Annotated in this window: 16 protein-coding genes and 1 riboswitch; of the genes, 9 read left to right on the forward strand and 7 right to left on the reverse strand. The window is 72.1% G+C overall.

The genetic code is table 11. From position 1 onward, the window contains the following. Positions 1 to 165 precede the first annotated feature (165 nt). From ASG91_RS00370 to ASG91_RS00385, 4 genes are all read left to right on the forward strand, one after another. Positions 166 to 1740 carry an RNA polymerase sigma factor gene (locus ASG91_RS00370; RefSeq protein ID WP_056920650.1) on the forward strand — a complete coding sequence of 525 codons (1575 nt, stop codon included), beginning with the start codon at positions 166 to 168 and terminating at the stop codon, positions 1738 to 1740. A gap of 196 nt (positions 1741 to 1936) precedes the next feature. Continuing rightward, positions 1937 to 2335, forward strand: coding sequence for a hypothetical protein (locus ASG91_RS00375; protein ID WP_056920651.1), 399 nt, complete (start codon positions 1937 to 1939; stop codon positions 2333 to 2335). Positions 2336 to 2399: 64 nt separating this feature from the next. Further along, positions 2400 to 2765 carry a hypothetical protein gene (locus ASG91_RS00380; RefSeq protein ID WP_056920652.1) on the forward strand — a complete coding sequence of 122 codons (366 nt, stop codon included), beginning with the start codon at positions 2400 to 2402 and terminating at the stop codon, positions 2763 to 2765. Beyond that, the gene (locus tag ASG91_RS00385) at positions 2758 to 3210 is read left to right on the forward strand and encodes a hypothetical protein (protein WP_082593797.1); all 453 of its coding nucleotides are present in this window, start codon (positions 2758 to 2760) and stop codon (positions 3208 to 3210) included. The genes ASG91_RS00380 and ASG91_RS00385 overlap by 8 nt, the downstream gene beginning before the upstream one ends. Here the strand turns inward: ASG91_RS00385 and ASG91_RS00390 are convergent, their stop codons facing one another. Then, positions 3211 to 3648: a nitroreductase family deazaflavin-dependent oxidoreductase gene (locus ASG91_RS00390; RefSeq protein ID WP_056920653.1), complete on the reverse strand. Its 438-nt coding sequence runs from the start codon at positions 3646 to 3648 to the stop codon at positions 3211 to 3213. Between the two features lie 112 nt (positions 3649 to 3760). On the opposite strand from ASG91_RS00390, the gene ASG91_RS00395 reads away from it, so the two are divergent. From ASG91_RS00395 to ASG91_RS00405, 3 genes are all read left to right on the forward strand, one after another. Further along, positions 3761 to 4054: a hypothetical protein gene (locus tag ASG91_RS00395; RefSeq protein ID WP_056920654.1), complete on the forward strand. Its 294-nt coding sequence runs from the start codon at positions 3761 to 3763 to the stop codon at positions 4052 to 4054. 35 nt (positions 4055 to 4089) lie between these two features. Continuing rightward, on the forward strand, positions 4090 to 5301 hold the full coding sequence (locus ASG91_RS00400; RefSeq protein ID WP_157605889.1) for a hypothetical protein: 1212 nt from the start codon (positions 4090 to 4092) through the stop codon (positions 5299 to 5301). A gap of 48 nt (positions 5302 to 5349) precedes the next feature. Then, positions 5350 to 5465, forward strand: a riboswitch (SAM riboswitch). Positions 5466 to 5619: 154 nt separating this feature from the next. Beyond that, positions 5620 to 6939, forward strand: a complete 1320-nt coding sequence (locus ASG91_RS00405; RefSeq protein ID WP_056920656.1) for a bifunctional o-acetylhomoserine/o-acetylserine sulfhydrylase — start codon at positions 5620 to 5622, stop codon at positions 6937 to 6939. 89 nt (positions 6940 to 7028) lie between these two features. Here the strand turns inward: ASG91_RS00405 and ASG91_RS00410 are convergent, their stop codons facing one another. Both ASG91_RS00410 and ASG91_RS00415 read right to left on the reverse strand, forming a co-directional pair. Then, complete coding sequence (locus ASG91_RS00410) at positions 7029 to 8336, reverse strand: hypothetical protein (protein WP_056920657.1); 1308 nt, start codon at positions 8334 to 8336, stop codon at positions 7029 to 7031. 4 nt (positions 8337 to 8340) lie between these two features. After that, the gene (locus ASG91_RS00415; protein WP_056920658.1) at positions 8341 to 9000 is read right to left on the reverse strand and encodes a bifunctional 2-polyprenyl-6-hydroxyphenol methylase/3-demethylubiquinol 3-O-methyltransferase UbiG; all 660 of its coding nucleotides are present in this window, start codon (positions 8998 to 9000) and stop codon (positions 8341 to 8343) included. A gap of 128 nt (positions 9001 to 9128) precedes the next feature. Between ASG91_RS00415 and hrpA the strand changes: the two genes are divergently transcribed. Continuing rightward, on the forward strand, positions 9129 to 13085 hold the full coding sequence (gene hrpA, locus ASG91_RS00420) for an ATP-dependent RNA helicase HrpA (RefSeq protein ID WP_082593798.1): 3957 nt from the start codon (positions 9129 to 9131) through the stop codon (positions 13083 to 13085). 77 nt (positions 13086 to 13162) lie between these two features. Here the strand turns inward: hrpA and ASG91_RS00425 are convergent, their stop codons facing one another. Further along, positions 13163 to 14716: an MFS transporter gene (locus ASG91_RS00425; RefSeq protein ID WP_056920659.1), complete on the reverse strand. Its 1554-nt coding sequence runs from the start codon at positions 14714 to 14716 to the stop codon at positions 13163 to 13165. Positions 14717 to 14766: 50 nt separating this feature from the next. After that, complete coding sequence (locus ASG91_RS00430; RefSeq protein ID WP_056920660.1) at positions 14767 to 15411, reverse strand: TetR-like C-terminal domain-containing protein; 645 nt, start codon at positions 15409 to 15411, stop codon at positions 14767 to 14769. 225 nt (positions 15412 to 15636) lie between these two features. On the opposite strand from ASG91_RS00430, the gene ASG91_RS00435 reads away from it, so the two are divergent. After that, the gene (locus ASG91_RS00435; protein WP_235545291.1) at positions 15637 to 16602 is read left to right on the forward strand and encodes a PAC2 family protein; all 966 of its coding nucleotides are present in this window, start codon (positions 15637 to 15639) and stop codon (positions 16600 to 16602) included. Between the two features lie 101 nt (positions 16603 to 16703). Here ASG91_RS00435 and ASG91_RS00440 read toward each other — a convergent pair whose 3' ends face one another. Continuing rightward, positions 16704 to 17504: a DUF1206 domain-containing protein gene (locus ASG91_RS00440; protein WP_056920661.1), complete on the reverse strand. Its 801-nt coding sequence runs from the start codon at positions 17502 to 17504 to the stop codon at positions 16704 to 16706. 69 nt (positions 17505 to 17573) lie between these two features. Next, positions 17574 to 19292: a DNA polymerase gene (locus ASG91_RS00445; RefSeq protein ID WP_056921183.1), complete on the reverse strand. Its 1719-nt coding sequence runs from the start codon at positions 19290 to 19292 to the stop codon at positions 17574 to 17576. Between the last annotated feature and the right edge of the window lie 107 nt (positions 19293 to 19399).

A 19399-nucleotide genomic window follows, 5' to 3' on the forward strand; every position in this document is an offset into this window, starting at 1 on the left:
GAGCCAGTTCACAGCCCGGCGACCGGGGCAGACCCAGCCGCGCGACCGACCCACCGGGTCGGCCGCGCGGCTGGTCGTTGAGCACGAATTCCACCCAATGATGGAGTTTCGACTCGGGCCGAAAGTATGAGGGGATGGAGAGCCCTTCGCCTCGATACTTGAAGGGTGCTGGGTACCGACTTCGCGCGCACCATGCGCGCCGCTCAAGCCGGCGAGGAAGCTGCCTTCGTCCGGCTGTGGCGTGATGCCAACCCGGCGATGGTCCGCTACCTGAGGGTGGTCGGGCACGACGACCCGTACGACGAGGCCTGCGAGGGCTGGGTCACCGTCGTCCGAGGGCTCCCGGGTTTCACCGGTGACGAGACCGACTGGCGCATCTGGGTGCTGGCCTGTGCGCGCCAGCGTGCCGAGGAGGGCACCCTGCGTCGCACGTGGGGCTCGGCGACCGGCTACGAAGGCTTCCAGGTGGAGGGGGACGGCGACATCGACCTCGAAGAGGTCCTCGAACCCGAGGACGTTGTGGACCCCACCCATCGGGGGATCTCCGACACCCTCACTGCCCTGCGCGAGCTGCCGCTGGGACAGGGCGAGGTCGTGGTGCTGCGGCTCGGTGCCAAGCTCCCGCCGAGCGCCGTGGCGAGCGTCGTCGGCGTCGACGAGGACAACGTCGAGCGGGCCGAGGCGAGGGCGCTCGAGCGGCTGGGCGCCGAGGCCGAGCTGGTCTCCTGGTCGCTGGCTGCTCCGCCGTCGCGCGCCGAGCTGGCCGACGAGAGCGTCGCCGTCGGCGCGTTCCACAAGGTGCTCTCCCGGGCTCGGGCGGACCAGGTCAAGGTCGTCGCCATCGGCACGGCCAAGCGCCGCGCCGCCACCCGCCAGACGTCGGCAGGCCTCGTGCTCATCGACCCGCTGCGCACGGCGTCGTCCAGCGCATCCCGCAGCACCAACGCCAGCGTCGCCGTGGGTCGATGGGCGCCCAGCACCGCCGACACCCGAACCCGCGTCGTCGACCTCCGAAGCCGATCCGGTGCACGCGGCGCCGCTGTCGCGGGCCGGTCGCGCACGGCCGCCCTGACCGTGGCCGCGTTGTCGTTGTCCCTCGCATCCATCGGTGGGTTCAGCGCCGCGGCCTACGTCGGCGTGCTCCCGACCCCGGTGCAGCAAGCCATGCACGACGCCGTCGGCGCGCCCGCTCCCGGGGTGCGCGACGGGGGCTCGTCCTCCACTCGTCGCCAGCCAGTGACCTCGCCCACCGCCGGGGTCGGCCCCTCCGCGACGAGCGCCGCGGCCGCAGGGCTCTGTCGCGCCTGGTCCGCGGACAAGGCCAAGGGCACCGCTCGCGAACGCTCGGTCGCGTTCCGGAACCTCGCTTCGGCAGCGGGCGGCTCGGCGAACGTCGAGGCCTACTGCGCGACTGCGCTCGCCGCGAAGCCCCCGCACGGTGCCCCGACGGCCTCCGTCGGTGGCTCGGGCAAGCCCACCGACAAGGGCACCAGCAAGCCCACCGACAGGGGCACCGGGAAGCCCACCGGCAGGACCACCACGAAGAGCGCGTCCGACAGCACCCGCACGCCCCAGGGGACGCCCGCGAAGCCCGCGACGTCGACGAAGGGGAAGCCCACGTCCCAGGCGACGTCCACCCAGGAGACCCCGACCACCAAGGGCAAGGGGTCGGGCACCAGCCCGGCCCCGGGCAGCGGTGCCGGCAACGGCAGCGGCAAGGGCGCCCCGGGCGGCGGATAGCGCTCGCGCCCCTCACCGTCAGAGCCCACCCGTCAGAGCCCACCCACGCGAGGGACGACCCGGGTGCGCTCGTGCCCGCGGTGGAGATCACGTAGTCAGAACCACTGATGCGCCGGCCCGCTCGCGCGTCCCACACTGGGACCAGGACGGCTGCACGGGTCGCCCGGGGGTGCGGGGGGATACGTGGGGTAGCGCCATGAGCGGTTTCGACCTGGTGCCGATGCTGAGAGCGCCCGAGGGCTGGCCGGGGGCGGTGGTGGCCACCGTCGCGATGGTGGCCCTGGCCGCCCTGGACCTGGTCGGCGCGTTCGCCGCCAAGGAGTGGGCCGAACACCGGTCGCCGGTGCCGATGCTCCTGGGGCTGGTCGCGTTCGGGGTGCTGTTCTGGGTGTACGCCTCGTCGCTGCAGTACGCCGAGCTGGCCCTGGTCACCATGGGGTGGATCGTCCTGCTTCAGGTCGGGCTCGTCGTCATCGACCGGGTCCGCTACGGCGTCGAGCTGCCACCGGGCAAGTGGGTGGCGATCGTGGTGCTCCTGAGCGCGCAGGCCTACCTGCTGCTGGCCCCGGCGGCCAGCTCGACCAGCTCGGCCTGACCGGCGGACTCCGGCGACGGGTGCCGGCGTGGCCGCCCCACCACCCTCGCGTAGGCTTCCCGCCGTGCTCTACCCGCTGACCGTCGCGCTGCTCGTGGCGTCCGTCGTGCTCCTGGCCGTCGCCGCGGGGTATGCCGTGCGTCGGCGTCTCGTCGACGACCGCCTCCTGCTCGTGGCCGCGGTGGTCGAGCTCGGGCTCGTGGTCCAGCTCGTGGTCGCCCTCGCGCACCTGGGGAGCGTCCCCGGCGACAGCGCGGAGCAGGCGACGTTCGCGGCCTACGCGATCACCTTGCCGTTCGTCCCTCCGGCGGCGGTCTTCCTCGCCCTCAAGGAGAAGACCCGCTGGGCCATGGGGGTCGTCGCCGTCGGGGCGTTCGCGGTCGCCGTGATGACCGCGCGGCTCCAGCAGATCTGGAACCTCGGTGGCTGAGCCCCAGCCCGAGCGCCAGCCCGACCGCCAGGGCGAGCTGCTGCGGACGCCACGCTCCACGCGCTCCGGACCCGGGGTGGTGCTGGTCGCCGTCTACGGCCTCCTGGCGCTGGCCGCCACCGGCCGGTCGGTGCTCCAGATCAGCGAGTACTTCTCCCGGGCGCCGCTGGCCTACCTCCTGTCAGCACTCGCCGCGGTCATCTACGTCGTGGCGACCGTGGCACTCGCCCGCGGGGACCGCACGTCACGCACGGTCGCCCTGGTCGCGATCAGCATCGAGCTGGTCGGCGTCCTGGTGGTGGGGCTCGCGTCGTACCTCGCGAAGGACGCCTTCCCCGACAAGACCGTGTGGTCGCACTTCGGCTCGGGCTACGGCTTCGTGCCGCTCGTGCTGCCGGTGCTCGGACTGCTCTGGCTGCGCCGCACTGCGGCTCCAACCGCCTGACTACCCCTCGACGGGCTCGAGCACGAACACCGGGATGAGCCGGTCGGTCTTGACCTGGTAGTCGGCGTAGGGCGGGAACGCCTCGACACAGCGCGGCCACCACTCGTCACGCTCGGCACCCTCGAGCTCCCGGGCGCGGACGGTCCAGGTGCGCTCGTCGTCCTGGAGGTCGAGCACCGGGTTCTTGCGGATGTTGCGGTACCACTTCGGGTGCTCGGGCGCGCCGCCCTTGCTGGCCACCGCGGCATACACCCCGTCGTGCTCGACCCGCATGAGCGGCACCTTGCGGACCTTCCCCGAGACACCGAGCATCGTGAGCAGCACCACCGGGCGCCCCTGGATGTCGACGGCGCGGGTGGTGCCCGCCTCCTCGATCTTCTCGACCTGGGTGCGGACCCACTTCGTGGGGCTGGCTGCGTAGTCGCCGGAGATGGTCATGGGCCCATCACAACATGCGTCCCTGACGCCCGCGCGAGCACCCCTCGCCACAGGCTCGGTGGCCTGTGGACAACTCGACGGGCCGCTCTCGGCACCTGCCTACCCTCGGTGGATGACCAGCATCGAGGTGGATCCGGAGATCCTCGCCGTCCTCGGCCGCTCGCTCACCGAGGTCGCCGCAGACCTGCAGTGGCAGGCGACCAGCGCCGCCGAGCAGGCGTGGGGGCTCGGTCCGGGGGACAGCGCCGTGGCCCTGGCGGCGGTGCTCGGGGACTTCGAGCACCAGCGGCAGGTGCTCGGCCGCGAGCTCGACGACCTGGCGGGTTGCGTCACCGACGCCGGACGGCTCTACGCCGAGGTGGAGCTCGAGGTCGGCGGGTGGCTCGACCCGGCAGCTGAGCAGTGAGGGTACTGCGGCCGCTGAACGGCGACCCTGCGACCGTGCGGGCACTGGCCGACCGACTCCAGGGGCAGAGTGAGCTGCTCCTCTCCCGCGCCGAGATCCTGCGCGGGCTGGCCGGTCCCGAGGTGAGCTGGGACAGCCCGGCGGGGGAGTCCTTCGCCAGGCGCTCGCACGCCGCCGCCTCCCTGCTGGTCTCAGCGGGTCGCCGGCACGGCGTCTCCGCAGCGGCCCTGCGTCCGCTGGCCGCCGCCCTCGAGCACGCCCAGCAGGTGGTCGGTGCGGCCGTGGCCGAGCACACCATCGCCCATCCGTGGGCGGTGGCCCTCGGCACCGCCCGCGTCGAGGCCGAGCGGTCCGCCGACCCCGCGCAGCGCGCGACCGCCGGGGCGCTGCACTGCCGGGAGGTCGCCGAGCTCGAGCGGGCGCAGGACGCCGAGCGCCGGCATGCCGAGGCCTGGCGCCAGTTCGACGAGGCCGACCGCCGCTGCGCCGCGGTGCTCCGCCAGCTCGTCGAGGACGGGCTCGCCGACTCACGCGTCTACGACGCCCTGACCGGGCTGAGCCGAGCCGCCGGCGGGGTCGAGGGCATGGCGGGGTCGATCGCGCTGGTGCCCACGCCGGCCACCAAAGCCGTCGGGGTGGTTGCCGGGACCGCCGGGGCGACGAGGGCGCTCACCGACACGGCGGTGAAGGTGGCCTACGGCGACGGCGACTGGACGTCGATCGGCCTGTCGGCGACGGCGATGGCCACCGGTCGGGCGTCGGCGGTGCTCAAGCGGGGTGCGCTCGCGACCAACCCCGCGGCCCGGGCGGCGGCCTCCCGCACCGAGCGCCGCCTGCTGCGCCACACCACCAGTGAGCGGCTGAGGCTCGCGGCGGTCGCAGAGCTCCGCCAGGTGGGCCGCACCGGAGCCAAGCGCCCGCTGCGCCCGTTCCGGCCGACCCGCACCCTCTCCACGGCGAGCTCGCCCACCGCGGCCGCCCACTGGCTCGCCGAGCAGGTGGCAGGACGCGCCCAGCACGCGGTGCGGGTCCGGTGGCTCGACGACCTCGCGCTCGCGACCCGCGACCCCGCGCGCTCGCGCACCATGCTGCTGGGTGGGTGGAGCGCTGAGGCGGCGTCGGGAGGCATGGGCGGGGCGGAAGCGCTGCGCGACCATCTCCAGGGCGAGGAGGAGGACGAGGCGAAGCGGCTCCGTGAGGAGCGCTCCGGCCTTCCGGGTGCGTCGGATCCACGTCGTCCGCGATGAGAGATGGGTATGCCGGGCGCTCACCGCCGCGGCGTACGCTCCCGATTAGGTCATGAGTGTCAGCGACAAGCCCCGGCTCGCTGGCCGGCAACCCTCCTCCGCGGTGGGGTGCCCCGGGTGAAGACCTGGCGGACGGCACCGGTTGCCGGCCGCAAGCGCGGGAGACCCACCACGTGTCCCGCACCGTCTCCGGCGGTGTCGCCGGTGCACCCTCTGCGGAGGTGGCACCAGCAGCTCGGTCAGCCAGTCTCGATCGGGACCCACCGGCATACGGGCCCCGACGCCGCAGCGCGGCACACGAGAGTGAAGGAACTTCAGATGAGCTCCACCAACTGGTCGTTCGAGACCCGCCAGGTCCACGTCGGACAGGAGCCGGACGCCGCCACGGGCGCCCGCGCCCTGCCTATCTACCAGACCACGTCGTACGTCTTCAAGGACACCGAGCACGCGGCGAACCTGTTCGCGCTCAAGGAGTTCGGCAACATCTACACCCGCATCATGAACCCCACGCAGGACGCGGTCGAACAGCGCGTCGCCTCGCTCGAGGGTGGTGTCGGCGCGCTCCTGGTCGCCTCGGGCCAGGCCGCCGAGACTCTCGCGATCCTCAACATCGCGGAGGCCGGCGACCACGTCGTCGCGAGCCCCAGCCTCTACGGCGGCACCTTCAACCTGCTGAAGCACACACTGCCGAAGTTCGGGATCGCGGTGACCTTCGTCGAGGACCCCAACGACATCGCCTCGTGGAAGGCGGCGGTCCAGCCCAACACCAAGCTGTTCTTCGGCGAGACCATCTCCAACCCCAAGTCGGAGGTCCTGGACATCGAGGCCGTGGCGGCCGCGGCCCACGAGGCCGGCGTCCCCCTCGTCGTGGACAACACGATCGCCACGCCGTTCCTCATCCGGCCGCTGGAGTGGGGTGCCGACATCGTCCTGCACTCCGCCACCAAGTACCTCGGCGGGCACGGCACCTCGATCGCCGGGGTGATCGTCGACGGCGGCACCTTCGACTTCGGCGCCGACCCGGAGAAGTTCCCCAACTACAACACGCCGGAGGAGAGCTACCACGGGCTGGTCTTCGCGCGGGACCTCGGCGTCGGCAGCCCGTTGGGCGCCAACCTGGCCTTCATCCTCAAGGCCCGGGTGCAGCTGCTGCGCGACCTCGGTCCGGCGATCTCGCCGTTCAACGCCTTCCTCATCGCCCAGGGCATCGAGACGTTGAGCCTGCGCCTCGAGCGGCACCTCGAGAACACCCACAAGGTGGCGGCCTTCCTCCAGGGACACGAGCAGGTGGAGCAGGTCGTCTGGGCCTCGCTGCCCGACCACGAGTCCTACGCCAAGGCGAAGAAGTACACGCCGCGAGGCGCCGGTGCCGTGCTCGCGTTCGAGATCGCCGGCGGGGTCGAGGCGGGTCGCCGGTTCGTCGAGTCGCTCGTCCTGCACAGCCACGTCGCCAACATCGGTGACGTGCGGTCGCTCGCGATCCACCCGGCGTCGACCACCCACTCGCAGGGTCCGGACGGCGACCGGCTCAAGGCCGGCGTCACGCCCGGGCTGGTGCGTCTGGCCGTCGGGATCGAGCACATCGACGACATCATCGCCGACCTCGAGCAGGGCTTCATCGCCGCCAAGGGCGCCTGAGGTAGGCGCGCCTGAGGTCGGCGACTCAGCCGCTGCCATGACGGTGCCCGCCACCCCGAGGGGTGGCGGGCCCGGTCATGGCTCGGTCGTCAGCTGCCGGTGGTGGCGGGTTTGCGGCCACCGGCCAGGTCGGCGTAGGCCGACCGGTCCCAGGTGTGCCGGAAGTTGGGGTCGGGGTGCCGCCACCCGGCGCCATAGAGCCGCTCGAGGTAGACGAGCGGGTTGCGGGGCAACGGGCAGGTGACGCCCATCAGGGGAGCGCTCGAGGCCGGGAACATCATGTCCCTGGTGAGCGCCCCGCGGGCGCCCGGGTACCAGGACACGACGTCGCCCTCGAAGAGCCCGACGAAGACGTCGACGTGCTTCGCGCCCGGCTTGCGCACGTGGCGGTGCGCCGAGAAGTTGCCGGTCACGGTGAACCCGAGCGGCCGAAGGTGCTGCTCGACCAGGGCGAGGCCCTCGGCCAGGGTGCTGGCCTCGTGGGGGTCGAAGGCGATGATGATGTCGAGGTCGTCGTCGTGGGGGATCAGCGCGCCGTCGCGGACGACGGAGAGCGCCGCCCCGAACCCGAAGCAGACGTGCGGGGTGAGGCTGGCCAGCGCATCGGTGATCTCGACGGCCGACCCGATGTAGCGGACCTTCTCCTGCTCGGTCCAGAACCGGAAGCACCGCTGCGGGCCGTGCACGGTCCACTCCATCGCCCGGTCGGCGAGGAGGGCGTGCGTGACCACGGTGCGGAAGGCCGAGCGCTGCTGGTCGGGCACGTCGGTGAGGGCGTCGAGGGCCTTGCGGGCCTCCTCGTAGAAGCCGCCGAACGTGTCGCCGAGGATCGGCAGCAGGGCGCTGAGCTCGGGCGACGCGCCGTTGCTGGCGGGTGCGGCGAGGGTCTGGCGCAGCTGGTCCACCCGGGCGAGGTGGTCGTAGACGACGACCCACCCGTCCGGTCCCTCGACGAGCACCCGGACCCCCCGGAGCCGCCGTGCGGTGGACCCGGAGACGTTGCGCAGGCGCACCCGCCGCAGGTCGACCGGCTTCTTGAAGGACAGCTCCACCCACCCCGGGCTGTCGGCGCCGGTGTGCAGGGCGGTGCCGGACGGGTGCTCGACGTCGAGCAGTCGCACCGAGTTGAAGGCGTCGCCGAAGTTCTTGTGCCAGCTGCTCGTGGTCACCTTGGCGTCCCGTCGCCCGACCGAGCCCTTGGTGGTGTCGACGCCCAGCGACTGCAGGTGCAGGAACTGCTCGTGGGCACCCTCGACCCGCAGCCGACGGATGCCGTCATGGGCGAGCTGCAGGTCGAGCAGCCCGTCCGGGCCGATGACGTCGAGGTCCGGGAACAGGGCGCGGCCCGCCCGGATGATGTCCTCCAGGTCGGCCAGGGGCTGGGCGCCGGCGGTCATCGGCTCAGACCCGGGTGAAGAGCTCGCGGGCGCAGTACGCGTCGTCCTGGCGGTACTTGGCGAAGCCGAACCCCTCGGTGGCGTAGGTGACCTCGAAGCCGTTGCTCAGCGCGCGGGCCTGGAAGGTCGCCGGGGCGACGAACCGGCGGTAGTGCGCCCCGGTCACCTTGGCTCCGGTCTGGTCGCGCACCGTGCGGTACTCGACGGCCAGCAGGTCGCCGGGCGAGGTGAGCCCGGCGGCCAGGGTGAGGAAGTCCTGCTCCTCGCGGTCGGTGATGGCGTGCACGAAGAACCGGGCGTAGATCGTCAGGGGCCCGGAGGCGGCGCCGAGCCGCTCGGGCAGCGCGGGGTCGTCGATCGACGAGACCAGGAAGCTGGCCTGCACGCCGTGCGCCTTGGCCGTCGCGCTGGCGGCGGCGACCGCCGACTCCGACCCGTCGACACCGGTCACGTCGTGACCGTAGGACGCGAAGAAGATGGAGTCCCGGCCGTTGCCGCAGCCGAGCTCGATGACGCGGGTGGGGCCCTTGAGCTCGCCGGCGACGAAGGCCGCGAACTGGGAGGGGAGCGGACGCTGCGTCGCGGCGCTGGAAGCGTAGTAGTCGTTCCAGTACCCGCTGCGGTCGCCGGTGGCGGCCTCGGGCGTCAGGTCAGGGGAAGTCACAGCAGGAAACCTCGTCTTGGGGTGCGGAGAGATGTTCACCGGGTGTTCATCGTCAGGTCACCTTAGAGGAGGAGGGGTCGTTCCCGCCTCGTCCGCGAGGGCGGACCCGCCGAACGTATGCTGCGCCCATGTCCTCCGCCGACTCTCCGCAGCCCCGTGCTGCCCGGAACCGGGGTCGCCGCAAGCGGCCGGGAGGACGAGGACAAGGGCTTTCGTCTCGCCGGCAGGACCTCCCGGTCCCCGAGCTGAAGTACCCGCCGGACCTGCCGGTCGTCGCACGCAAGGACGACATCGCGGCCGCGATCCGGGACCACCAGGTCGTCATCGTCGCGGGGGAGACGGGTTCGGGGAAGACGACCCAGCTGCCCAAGATCTGCCTCGAGGTGGGGCGTGGGCGGGCCGGGCTGGTCGGGCACACCCAGCCGCGGCGCATCGCGGCCCGCTCGGTGGCCGAGCGGATCGCCGAGGAGCTCGAGGTCGAGCTCGGGGGCGCGATCGGCTACCAGGTGCGCTTCACCGACCAGAGCAGCGACAACACCCTCGTCAAGGTGATGACCGACGGCATCCTGCTCAACGAGCTCCAGCGCGACCGGCTGCTGCGCAAGTACGACACGATCATCATCGACGAGGCGCACGAGCGGTCGCTCAACATCGACTTCATCCTCGGCTACCTCAAGCAGCTCCTCCCGCAGCGCCCCGACCTCAAGGTCGTCATCACCTCGGCCACGATCGACCCGCAGCGCTTCGCGGAGCACTTCGGGGATGTCGTGACGGGGGAGCCTGCGCCGATCATCGAGGTGTCGGGGCGCACTTACCCCGTCGAGGTCCGCTACCGCCCGCTCGTCGACCCGGAGAAACCAGACGCGGACGAGCGGGACCAGGTCACGGCTGTCTGCGAGGCGGTCGAGGAGCTCTGGACCGAACGCGCCGCCGACGGCACCGGCCACGACATCCTCGTGTTCCTGTCGGGGGAGCGCGAGATCCGCGACACCGCCGACGCGCTGGAGTCGATGAAGCTGCCCCAGACCGAGGTGCTCCCGCTCTACGCGCGACTCTCCGCCGCGGAGCAGCACAGGGTCTTCGGACGGGCGACCGGACGCCGGATCGTGTTGGCCACCAACGTCGCCGAGACGTCGTTGACCGTCCCGGGCATCCGGTATGTCGTGGACGCCGGCACCGCGCGCATCTCCCGCTACTCCCAACGCACCAAGGTGCAGCGCCTGCCGATCGAGGCGGTCTCGCAGGCCAGCGCCAACCAGCGCGCCGGGCGCTGTGGCCGGCTCGCCGACGGCATCTGCATCCGGCTCTACTCCGAGGACGACTACCTTGCGCGGCCGGAGTTCACCGAGCCCGAGATCCAGCGCACCAGCCTGGCATCGGTGATCCTCCAGATGACCTCCCTGGGCCTGGGCGACGTCGGCCGGTTCCCGTTCGTCGACGCGCCCGACGCCCGTCAGGTGGCCGATGGGGTGCGCCTGCTCGAGGAGCTGGGCGCCTTCGCCATGTCGGACGCATCCGGCTCGGAGTCGCCGGAAGCGGCGTCCGAGGAGACCCGGACACGCTCGCGCGGTGGGCGCCGTGAGGGACGTCAGCTGACGGCATACGGACGGGCACTGGCCCGGCTGCCGGTGGACCCGCGGCTGGGACGCATGCTGATCGAGGCGGGGAAGCTCGGCTGCGCCCGCGAGGTGCTCATCATCGTCGCCGCCCTGTCGATGCAGGATCCCCGGGAGCGGCCCGCGGACAAGCAGACGCAGGCCGACCAGTCGCACGCGCGGTTCCGTGACGAGCACTCCGACTTCGTGTCGCTGCTGAACCTCTGGGCCTACCTCAAGGAACAGCAGAAGGCGTTGTCGCACAGCGCCTTCCGCAGGATGTGCCGCACCGAGTTCCTCCACTACCTGCGGGTCCGTGAGTGGCAGGACCTGCACAGCCAGCTGCGCAAGGCCTGTCAGGACCTCGACATCGACCCCAGGTCGGCGACGTCCGCCCCGGGGGAGCCGCCGAACGCCGACCTCGTCCACCAGGCCCTGCTCGCGGGGCTGCTGTCCCACATCGGGCTCCGCGACGAGGCGAAACGCGACTACCTCGGCGCGCGGGGCGCGCGGTTCGGCATCTCGCCGGGGTCGACCCTGTTCCGCCGCCAGCCGACCTGGGTGATGTCGGCCGAGCTCGTCGAGACGACCCGGCTGTGGGCCCGCAGCAACGCGCGGATCGACCCGGTCTGGGCCGAGCGGCTGGCCACCCACCTCGTGAAGCGCACCTACTCCGAGCCGCGCTGGTCCCGGAAGCAGGGAGCCGTCGTCGCCACCGAGCGAGTCACCCTCTACGGCGTGCCGCTGGTGGCCGCGCGCACCGTGCAGTACGCCCGGATCAACCCCGAGGAGTCGCGCGACCTGTTCATCCGGCACGCGCTCGTCGAGGGTGACTGGGACACCCACCACGAGTTCTTCAAGGCGAACCAGGCTCTCCTGCAACGACTCTCGGAGCTCGAGGAGCGAGCCCGCCGGCGCGACATCGTCGTCGACGAGGAAGACCTCGTCGCGTTCTACGACGCGCGGGTCCCGGCGGAGGTGGTCTCCCAGCGCCACTTCGACCGGTGGTGGAAGGACGCGCGCAGGCAGACGCCACAGCTGCTCACCTTCACCGAGGAGCTCCTGACCCGTGACACCGCCGAGGGCGTCTCGGCCCGTGACTACCCGAAGAGCTGGACGCAGAGCGGCATCGAGCTGCCGGTGACCTACCAGTTCGAGCCGGGGGCGGCGGCCGACGGCGTGACGGTCCACATCCCCGTGCAGGTGCTCAACCAGGTCACCGACGACGGGTTCGACTGGCAGGTGCCGGGACTGCGGGAGGAGCTGGCGACGGCCCTGCTGCGGTCGCTGCCGAAGGCGACCCGGGTGCACTTCGTGCCGGCCCCCGACCATGCCGCCGCCGCGCTGGCCCAGGCGCAGCCCGGTGGTGGACGCAGGCTGGCGGACGAGCTCGCTCGGGTGCTGCACGCCCGTACCGGGATCGCGGTGCCGCCCGAGCAGTTTGCTCCCGACCGGGTGCCCGACCACCTGCGCATCACCTTCTCGGTCGAGGACGGCACCTGCCGGGTGCTCGGCAGCGCCAAGGAGCTCGCCGTCTTGCAGGAAGAGCTGGCCGGTCAGGTGCAGCGCCGGGTGTCCCGCGCAGGGGCTGCGGTCGAACGAAAGGGCCTGCGGCAGTGGGACTTCGGCGACCTACCGCGCACCTTCGAGTCGACCTCCGGGGGTCGCACGGTCCAAGGCTATCCAGCGCTCGTGGACCGTGGCGACGCCGTCGACCTCGTGGTGCTGACCGGTGAGCGGGAGGCTGAGGCCGCGACCGTCCTGGGCGTGCGCAGGCTGCTGTTGCTCAACACCACCGCGCCGTGGAAGCGGGTGCTGGCCTCGCTGGGCAACGCGCAGAAGCTGGCCCTCGGCAACAACCCCCATGGCTCGGTGCCCGCCCTGCTGGAGGACGCCCTGGCCTGCGCGGTCGACGCGATCGTCCTCGAGCGTGCGGCCGACGGACCTGCCGGCGGTGGGGGTGTCCGCGACGCCGCTGCCTTCGGGGAGGTGCTCAGCGCCGTCCGGACGCACGTCGCGACCCGGGTCCTCACCGTCGTCGCCGAGGTCGAGCCGGTGCTGTCGGCAGCCAACGAGGTCCGCCTGCGGCTCGACAGCCTGACGGCGCCGGCCACCTCCGCCCTCGTCGCGGACGTGCGCGCCCAGCTCGACAGCCTCGTCTACGCCGGCTTCGTGGCCGACACCGGTCTGGCCCACCTCCCGCACCTGCGGCGCTACCTGCGAGCCATGCTGCAACGGCTCGAGAAGGCGCCCTCCTCGCCGGCTGCCCTGGCGCGTGACGCGGCCAACCAGGAGGTGGTCGACCGGGTCGAGACCGCGTATGCCGACCTGCTCGACTCCCTGCCCGTCGTCGAGCGGCGCTCGGCACCGGTCCGCGACGTGGGGTGGATGGTCGAGGAGCTGAGGGTGAGCCTGTTCGCGAACGCGCTCGGCACGGCATACCCGGTGTCGGAGAAGCGGATCCGCGCTGCCATCGGCGCCCTGGGCTGACCCGCGCACCGCTGCACACAGACGGACGCGGGCCCCGACCACGGCGGTGGTCGGGGCCCTCCTCGGTGCGGTGACGGTCAGGCGAGGTGCACGTTCTCGTGGCCCTCGGACGACAGCGACTCGTGCTTGACGTTGAGGAACCCGAAGGTGACCAGCGAGCCAACGAGGATCATCACGCCGGCCACCAGGTAGGCGTGGCTGGAGCCGAAGGTCTGCGCCTGGAGGGCGATCTGGTGCTGGGCGGCCTGGATCTGCTCGGGGGAGAGCGCGCCCGACGCCGCCTTGGCCTGCAGCGCGGCGCCGAGCTCGGCGCCACGGTCCTTGGCGCCGTTCGCGAACACCGTGCTCAGCGTGGCCAGACCCAGTGCGCCACCGACCTGCTGCATGGTGTTGAGCACCGCGGAGGCGACACCGGAGTCCTCCGAGGCGACCCCGGCGGTGGCCGTGAGGGTCATCGGCACGAAGGTCAGGCCCATGCCGACCGCGAGGACGACGATCCACGGGAGCAGGCCCGTGGCATAGGCGCTGTCGACGTCGAGCTGGGCGAATCCGAACATGCCGGTCGCGGCCAGCAGGGTGCCGACACCGGAGATCCAGCGCGGGTCGACCCGGGTCATCAGGGTGGAGGCGACCTGGGCGGCGACGACGATGCCGAAGGAGAACGGCAGGAAGGCGAAGCCGGACTTCAGCGGTGAGTAGCCCAGCACCTGCTGGATGTAGAGGCCGAGGAAGTAGAACATCGCGAACATCGCGGCACCGACGATGAGCATCACCGCGAAGGACGTGCCGCGGGTGCGGTCGGCCAGGATGCGGATCGGCATGAGGGCGTGCGAGGAGCGCATCTCCACGACCACGAACGCGACGAGCATCGCGACACCGGCGATCAGGGTGGTGAGGGTGGTCGCCGAGGTCCAGGAGTCACTGGCGGCGTTGGTGAGGCCGTAGACGAGGGACACGAGGCCACCGGTGCCCAGGATCGCTCCGGGGACGTCGATCCGGCCCTTGCCGGGCTCCGACTCGGAGAGGAAGCGCGGGGCCAGGAAGGCGACGAGGAGACCGATCGGCACGTTGATGAACATCGTCCAGCGCCAGTCGATCTCGGTCAGCGCGCCGCCGAGGATGAGGCCCACGGCCGCACCGGCACCGGACATCGCGGCATACACGCCCATGGCGCGGTTGCGCGCCGGTCCGGCAGGGAACGTCGTGGTGATGAGGGCGAGGGCGGTGGGGGAGGCCAGCGCGGCGCCGATGCCCTGCAGCGCGCGGGCGCCGAGCAGCATGCCCTCGGTCTGCGCGAGCCCACCGAGGAGGGAGGCGCCGGCGAAGACGAGCACACCGGTCATGAAGACCCTGCGGCGACCGAACAGGTCACCGAGACGGCCGCCGAGGAGCAGCAGCCCACCGAAGGCCAGGGTGTAGGCCGTGACGACCCACGAGAGGTTCTCCTGGGTGAAGCCGAGGTCGGCCATGATGTGCGGCATCGCGATGTTCACGATGGTGCCGTCGAGCACGACCATGAGCTGGGCGGCCGTGATGACGGTGAGGGCGATGCCCAGGTGCCGGCCCTTGCCGCTGGGTGCGGCGTCGGGTCCCGGGGTCGAGACAGGCTCGACGACAACAGTCGAAGACATGGGTGTTCCTTGGGGTGTGGGTGGTGCGTGGCTTGGGTGGTGGTGCGTGGTCAGTCGCGCTGCAACGTCGCGGCGCAGGCGGGGAGGACGACGCTGTCCACCAAGGTGATGAGGCGTTCCTGCGACGGGTGCGCACCCGTCAGCATCGCCTCGTGGATGGTGATCGCCGGCAGCAGTCGCGCCAGCAGTTCCAGATCGGCGTCCTTGCCGATCTCCCCGCGCCGCTGGGCGGCGCGGAAGGTCTTGAGGGTGACCGCCAGCTTGGGGGCCATCAGGCGAGTCATGATGGCGTCGCGCAGCTCGGGGTCGCGGTGCAGCGAGCCGAGCAGCGCGGCGAAGACCTGCAGCGGCAGGTCTTCCCCGATGCCGCCCTTGGCGCAGGCCTGCGCGATCAGGTCACCGCGCAGCGAGCCGGTGTCCGGGTAACGGTCCGCCTCGACGCCGACCATCAGCTGCAGCGCGTCGACGACGAGGTCGACCTTGCCGGGCCAGCGGCGGTAGAGGGTGGCCTTCGACGCCTTGGCGGCACTGGCCACCGCGTCGAAGTTGAGCCGGTCGTAGCCGACGTCCGCCAGCGTGACGAGAGCTGCCTCGAGGATCTCCCGCTCGCGGTCACCTTCGACGCGGGGACGGGTGCGCGCCGGCTCGGCGGACTCCTGGGTCTCCGGTGCGGCGGTGGTGCGGGTGGGGGTCACGGGTGCTTCCTCGGGTGGGGGCTGGCGCTGGACGGTACGAAACTGTTTCGTTTCATCGAACCGTACGCTGGTCCGGGCCATTCCGCAAAGTCGCTGGGTGTGACCGGCGTCACACTGAAGTTGGTCCGCGACCTCCCGACGGTGGTGGAGGTGGACGACGGAATCCCCTGTCATGCTGAAGCGTTGGCACTGTGGACCGGGTCGCACCCAGCGACCCGCGTCGAAATGCAGATCGTCGAACCGACCGCTGGAGTAGCCGTGCTGAACCCGTCCGAGCTCTACCACTTCGAGACCGACACCGACCCGCAGGAGCTGCGGGCGTCGGTCCTGCTCGTCGCGCTGGGCGGGTTCATGGACGCCGGCCACACCCAGCGACTCCTGACCGACCACCTGCTGGCCACCGGAGAGTCCACCGTCGTCGCGTCCTTCGACATCGACCAGATGGTCGACTACCGCAGCCGCCGACCGGGGATGGTCTTCGACTCCAACCGCTGGCTCAGCTACGACGACCCGTGCCTCGCGCTGCACCGCCTGGTCGACCGCGACGGCACCCCGTACCTGCTCCTGACCGGTCCCGAGCCGGACTTCCAGTGGGAGCGCATGACCGAGGCGGTCCGCCAGCTGGTCGTGCTGCTCGGGGTCAACCTCGTCGTCAGCGCGCACGGCATCCCCATGGCCGTCCCGCACACCCGGCCGATCGGGCTCACTTCCCACGCCACCGACCCGCGACTGATTCCGTTGCAGGACAACCCGTTCGGTCGCGTCGAGGTGCCTGCCAGCCTCTCGTCCCTGCTCGAGCTGCGGCTGGGGGAGTCGGGTCACGACGCCCTCGGGTTCGCCGTCCACGTGCCCCACTACCTGGCTCAGGCCGAGTTCGCCGACGGCGCGGTGACCGCGCTCAACGCCATCACCGCCGCCACCGGCCTCAACCTGCCGATCGACGACCTCATCGCGCAGGCCGGCCTCAACCGGGCCGAGATCGCCCGCGAGATCGAGGGGTCCGACGAGGTGTCCCAGGTGATCGCGGCGCTCGAGCGCCAGTACGACACCTTCAGCGAGGGCCGTCAGAAGCCGAGCCTGCTCGCCACCGACGTGAGCGAGCTGCCGTCAGCCGACGAGATCGGGGCCGAGTTCGAGCAGTTCCTGCGTGACCTCCCCGACGAGGACGCCGGCGAGGGCCACCCCAGCTGACCCTCGCGCCCGCCGCGCCGACCACCAACGCCCGAGACCCTGACCCGCAGCACTGCGGGTCAGGGTCTCGGGCGTGCGGGGCCGCCGGGTCGTTCGGTGGCTCAGACCTTGGCGTGCTTGGCGCGGGCGAAGCTGTAGAGGCCGAAGGCGGCGAAGCCCACGGCCATCACGACCAGCAGCACGGGGCCGAACGGCTCGTCGCGCAGCGACTTCAGTGCTCCGTCCAGCCCACTGGCCTCCTTGGCCTGCTTGTGGACACCGGCGGCGACGAAGAGGAACCCGACGATGACCAGGGCGATACCCTTGGCGATGTAGCCGACCCGGCCGGCGCGGGTGGCCCACGTGCCCGGGTGGTCCTTGAGGTCCTCGAGGAACTTCTTCTTGGCGCCCTTGTAGACGTGGTAGATCCCGATCCCGATCACGACGAGGCCGACGACCACCACGAGGGCGCGCCCACCGGGCTTGTCGAGCAGCTTCGAGGTGAAGTCGACGCTCTGGCTGCGGCTGTCGCTGGACTTGCCGCGGGCGAAGTTGAAGGCCGACCAGGCGAGGGCGAGGTAGACGAGGGCCTTGCCGACGGCCTTGGCCCGACCGCCCCACGCGTCCTTGTCGCCACCCGGGTGCCCGACGATGGCATCGGCGACCTGCCAGATCGCCAGGCCGAGGAAGCCGATGACACCGACCCACAGGGCTGCCTTGCCCGCGCCGTTGCCGGCGAGGGACGCCAGCGCGCCGCTCTGGTCGGCGTTCTTGCCGCTGCCGCCGAAGGCGACCTGCAGGGTGATCCACCCGATGAGCAGGTGCAGCAGCCCGCTGACGGCGTAACCCACTCGGGCGACGGCCTCGAGGGCCGGGTGGTCGGCCGCCTTGGAGGCGGCCTGTTTCACGTCCTGATGATCCATGCCCCCACCTAACCACGCGTTGCCGCAGGTCAGCGCCTTGTTGGCCGACAATCCTCGGCCGGGTCCTCGCTAGTCCTTGGCCTCGGACCAGCGGTGGATCACCGACGCGTCGGCCACGAACCGCACCCGGGTCGAGCCGGTCCACCGGCGGGCGCTGTCGGTGAGGGCTTGCTCGAGCCGGCGCCGGGTCTCCGCGGCGTTCTCCTGCGGCACGTGCACGAGCAGCTCGTCGTGGAGGCAGAGCACGATCTGGGCGCCGAGGTCTCGCGTGGTGGCCCGCACCGTCGCGGCCCACGCCTTGAAGAGCTCGGCGGCCGAGCCCTGGATGACGGCATTGCGCGCGAACCGTCCCCGCGCCGCGTCGTAGGCGGCGACGGCCTCGGCCGGCCCGTCGGCCAGGACGTTGTCGAGCCGGATCAGGCGGCCCCCGTAGGTGCGCAGCGGCTCGCGCCGCAACCCCGCGGCATACGCGGCGTCGAGGTAGCCCATCGCGACGGGGTAGGTGCGTTCGAGGCCCTTGAGCGCCTCGCCGGCTGCTCCGCTGCGCTGGCCGTACATCGCCGCGAGCACCGCGATCTTGGCCACCGGGCGCTCCACCCCGAGGGCGGAGGCGACCGGTGCGTAGAGGTCGTCGGCGCGGGTGGCGGCCGCGAACGCCTCGTCGCCCGAGACCGCAGCCAGCACCCGCGGCTCGATCTGGCCGAGGTCGGCGCGCACGAAGACGTGGCCCCCGTGGGCTGCCACCGCGGGTCGCAGGGCCGTGGGCAGGTTGTGCAGGCCGTTCTGGGCGGTCATCCGCCCCGCCGCGCCGTCACAGGCGGTCCAGCCGCCGCGAAGGCGGTCGTCAGGTCCGACGTGGGCATCGAGCCACGGGTAGCCGTAGGTGGTGGCGATCCGCTCGGCCTTGCGCCACTCCAACAGGGCCTCGACGACGGGGTGGGTCTCGCGGAACGGCTCGAGGACCCACTTGCGGGTGTTGGGGACGACGACCCCCACGGAGGCGAGGAGCTCCTTGACCTGCAACGGGTTTCGCAGGTCGGTGGTCTCACGGCCGGGCGTGTGCTCGAGGACGGCGCGATCGCGCTCGGCGCGGATTCGCCGCGCGTCTGCCTCGTCCTCGGGACGCGCTCCCGCCGCCTCGGCGATCATCCGCTCGGCCGTCGCGCGGTCGACCGGCAGGCCGTCGCGGGCCAGCTCGAGGCAGAGGTATGCCGCCGCGGACTCCGAGTGGGCCGCTGCCACGGCGCGCGGTGCGACCTCGCCGAGGGCGGCTTCCTGCGCGCGGGCGCAGTCGAGCGCGGCGCGGCCCCAGGCCAGGAGGGTGGCATCGTCGGGGCGCCAGCTCGCGGTGCCCGCGTCGGGGTCGAGGTAGCTGTCGGCCCGCACCACCCGGCTCGAACCCGTGGCGTCCGGCGCCTGCTCGGTGGAGTGGGCAGCGCTGAAGTCGAAGAGGTCGCCGCGGGTGGCCTCGGGCAGGCCGGCGCGGGCCAGCCCGTGGGCCGCGGCCCAGGCCACCTGGGGAGTCGCCTCCCAGCCGCCCACGAGGAGGCGGTGCGCCTCGGCCACGTCCCAGCAGCGCGCCACCGGGAGGCCGGCCGAGACGAGCGGCACCGCGTCGGCCGCGGCAGACCACCACACCCAGCGCGTCGAGCCGGCGGCCTCCAGCTCCTGGGCGCGTTCCACGAGGGGGGCCAGCGCCCCGACCAGCTCGAGCGAGGTCTCGCCGGCCCCGGCGACGAGGGCGCCCCGACCGTCCGGTGCGGTGACGAACGCGACGAGGGCAGCCATGGCGGGCTCATCCTCGCACCCCGCACCGACGGTCCCGGCGACCCGTGCCACCCGCCACCTTCCATACCCACTCCTTACCCAAATTCGGGCAGAGTCCTGAGAACTGG

It is taken from the genome of Phycicoccus sp. Soil802 (assembly GCF_001429605.1).
Lineage (GTDB): Bacteria > Actinomycetota > Actinomycetes > Actinomycetales > Dermatophilaceae > Pedococcus.

Bases quoted from the DNA above. Each gene is read 5' to 3' on its own strand.
- ASG91_RS00375 (WP_056920651.1), top strand. From the start codon at position 1,937: ATGAGCGGTTTCGACCTGGTGCCGATGCTGAGAGCGCCCGAGGGCTGG.
- ASG91_RS00390 (WP_056920653.1), bottom strand. From the start codon at position 3,648: ATGACCATCTCCGGCGACTACGCAGCCAGCCCCACGAAGTGGGTCCGC.
- ASG91_RS00395 (WP_056920654.1), top strand. From the start codon at position 3,761: ATGACCAGCATCGAGGTGGATCCGGAGATCCTCGCCGTCCTCGGCCGC.
- ASG91_RS00405 (WP_056920656.1), top strand. From the start codon at position 5,620: ATGAGCTCCACCAACTGGTCGTTCGAGACCCGCCAGGTCCACGTCGGA.
- ASG91_RS00410 (WP_056920657.1), bottom strand. From the start codon at position 8,336: ATGACCGCCGGCGCCCAGCCCCTGGCCGACCTGGAGGACATCATCCGG.
- hrpA (WP_082593798.1), top strand. From the start codon at position 9,129: ATGTCCTCCGCCGACTCTCCGCAGCCCCGTGCTGCCCGGAACCGGGGT.
- ASG91_RS00425 (WP_056920659.1), bottom strand. From the start codon at position 14,716: ATGTCTTCGACTGTTGTCGTCGAGCCTGTCTCGACCCCGGGACCCGAC.
- ASG91_RS00435 (WP_235545291.1), top strand. From the start codon at position 15,637: ATGCAGATCGTCGAACCGACCGCTGGAGTAGCCGTGCTGAACCCGTCC.
- ASG91_RS00440 (WP_056920661.1), bottom strand. From the start codon at position 17,504: ATGGATCATCAGGACGTGAAACAGGCCGCCTCCAAGGCGGCCGACCAC.
- ASG91_RS00445 (WP_056921183.1), bottom strand. From the start codon at position 19,292: ATGGCTGCCCTCGTCGCGTTCGTCACCGCACCGGACGGTCGGGGCGCC.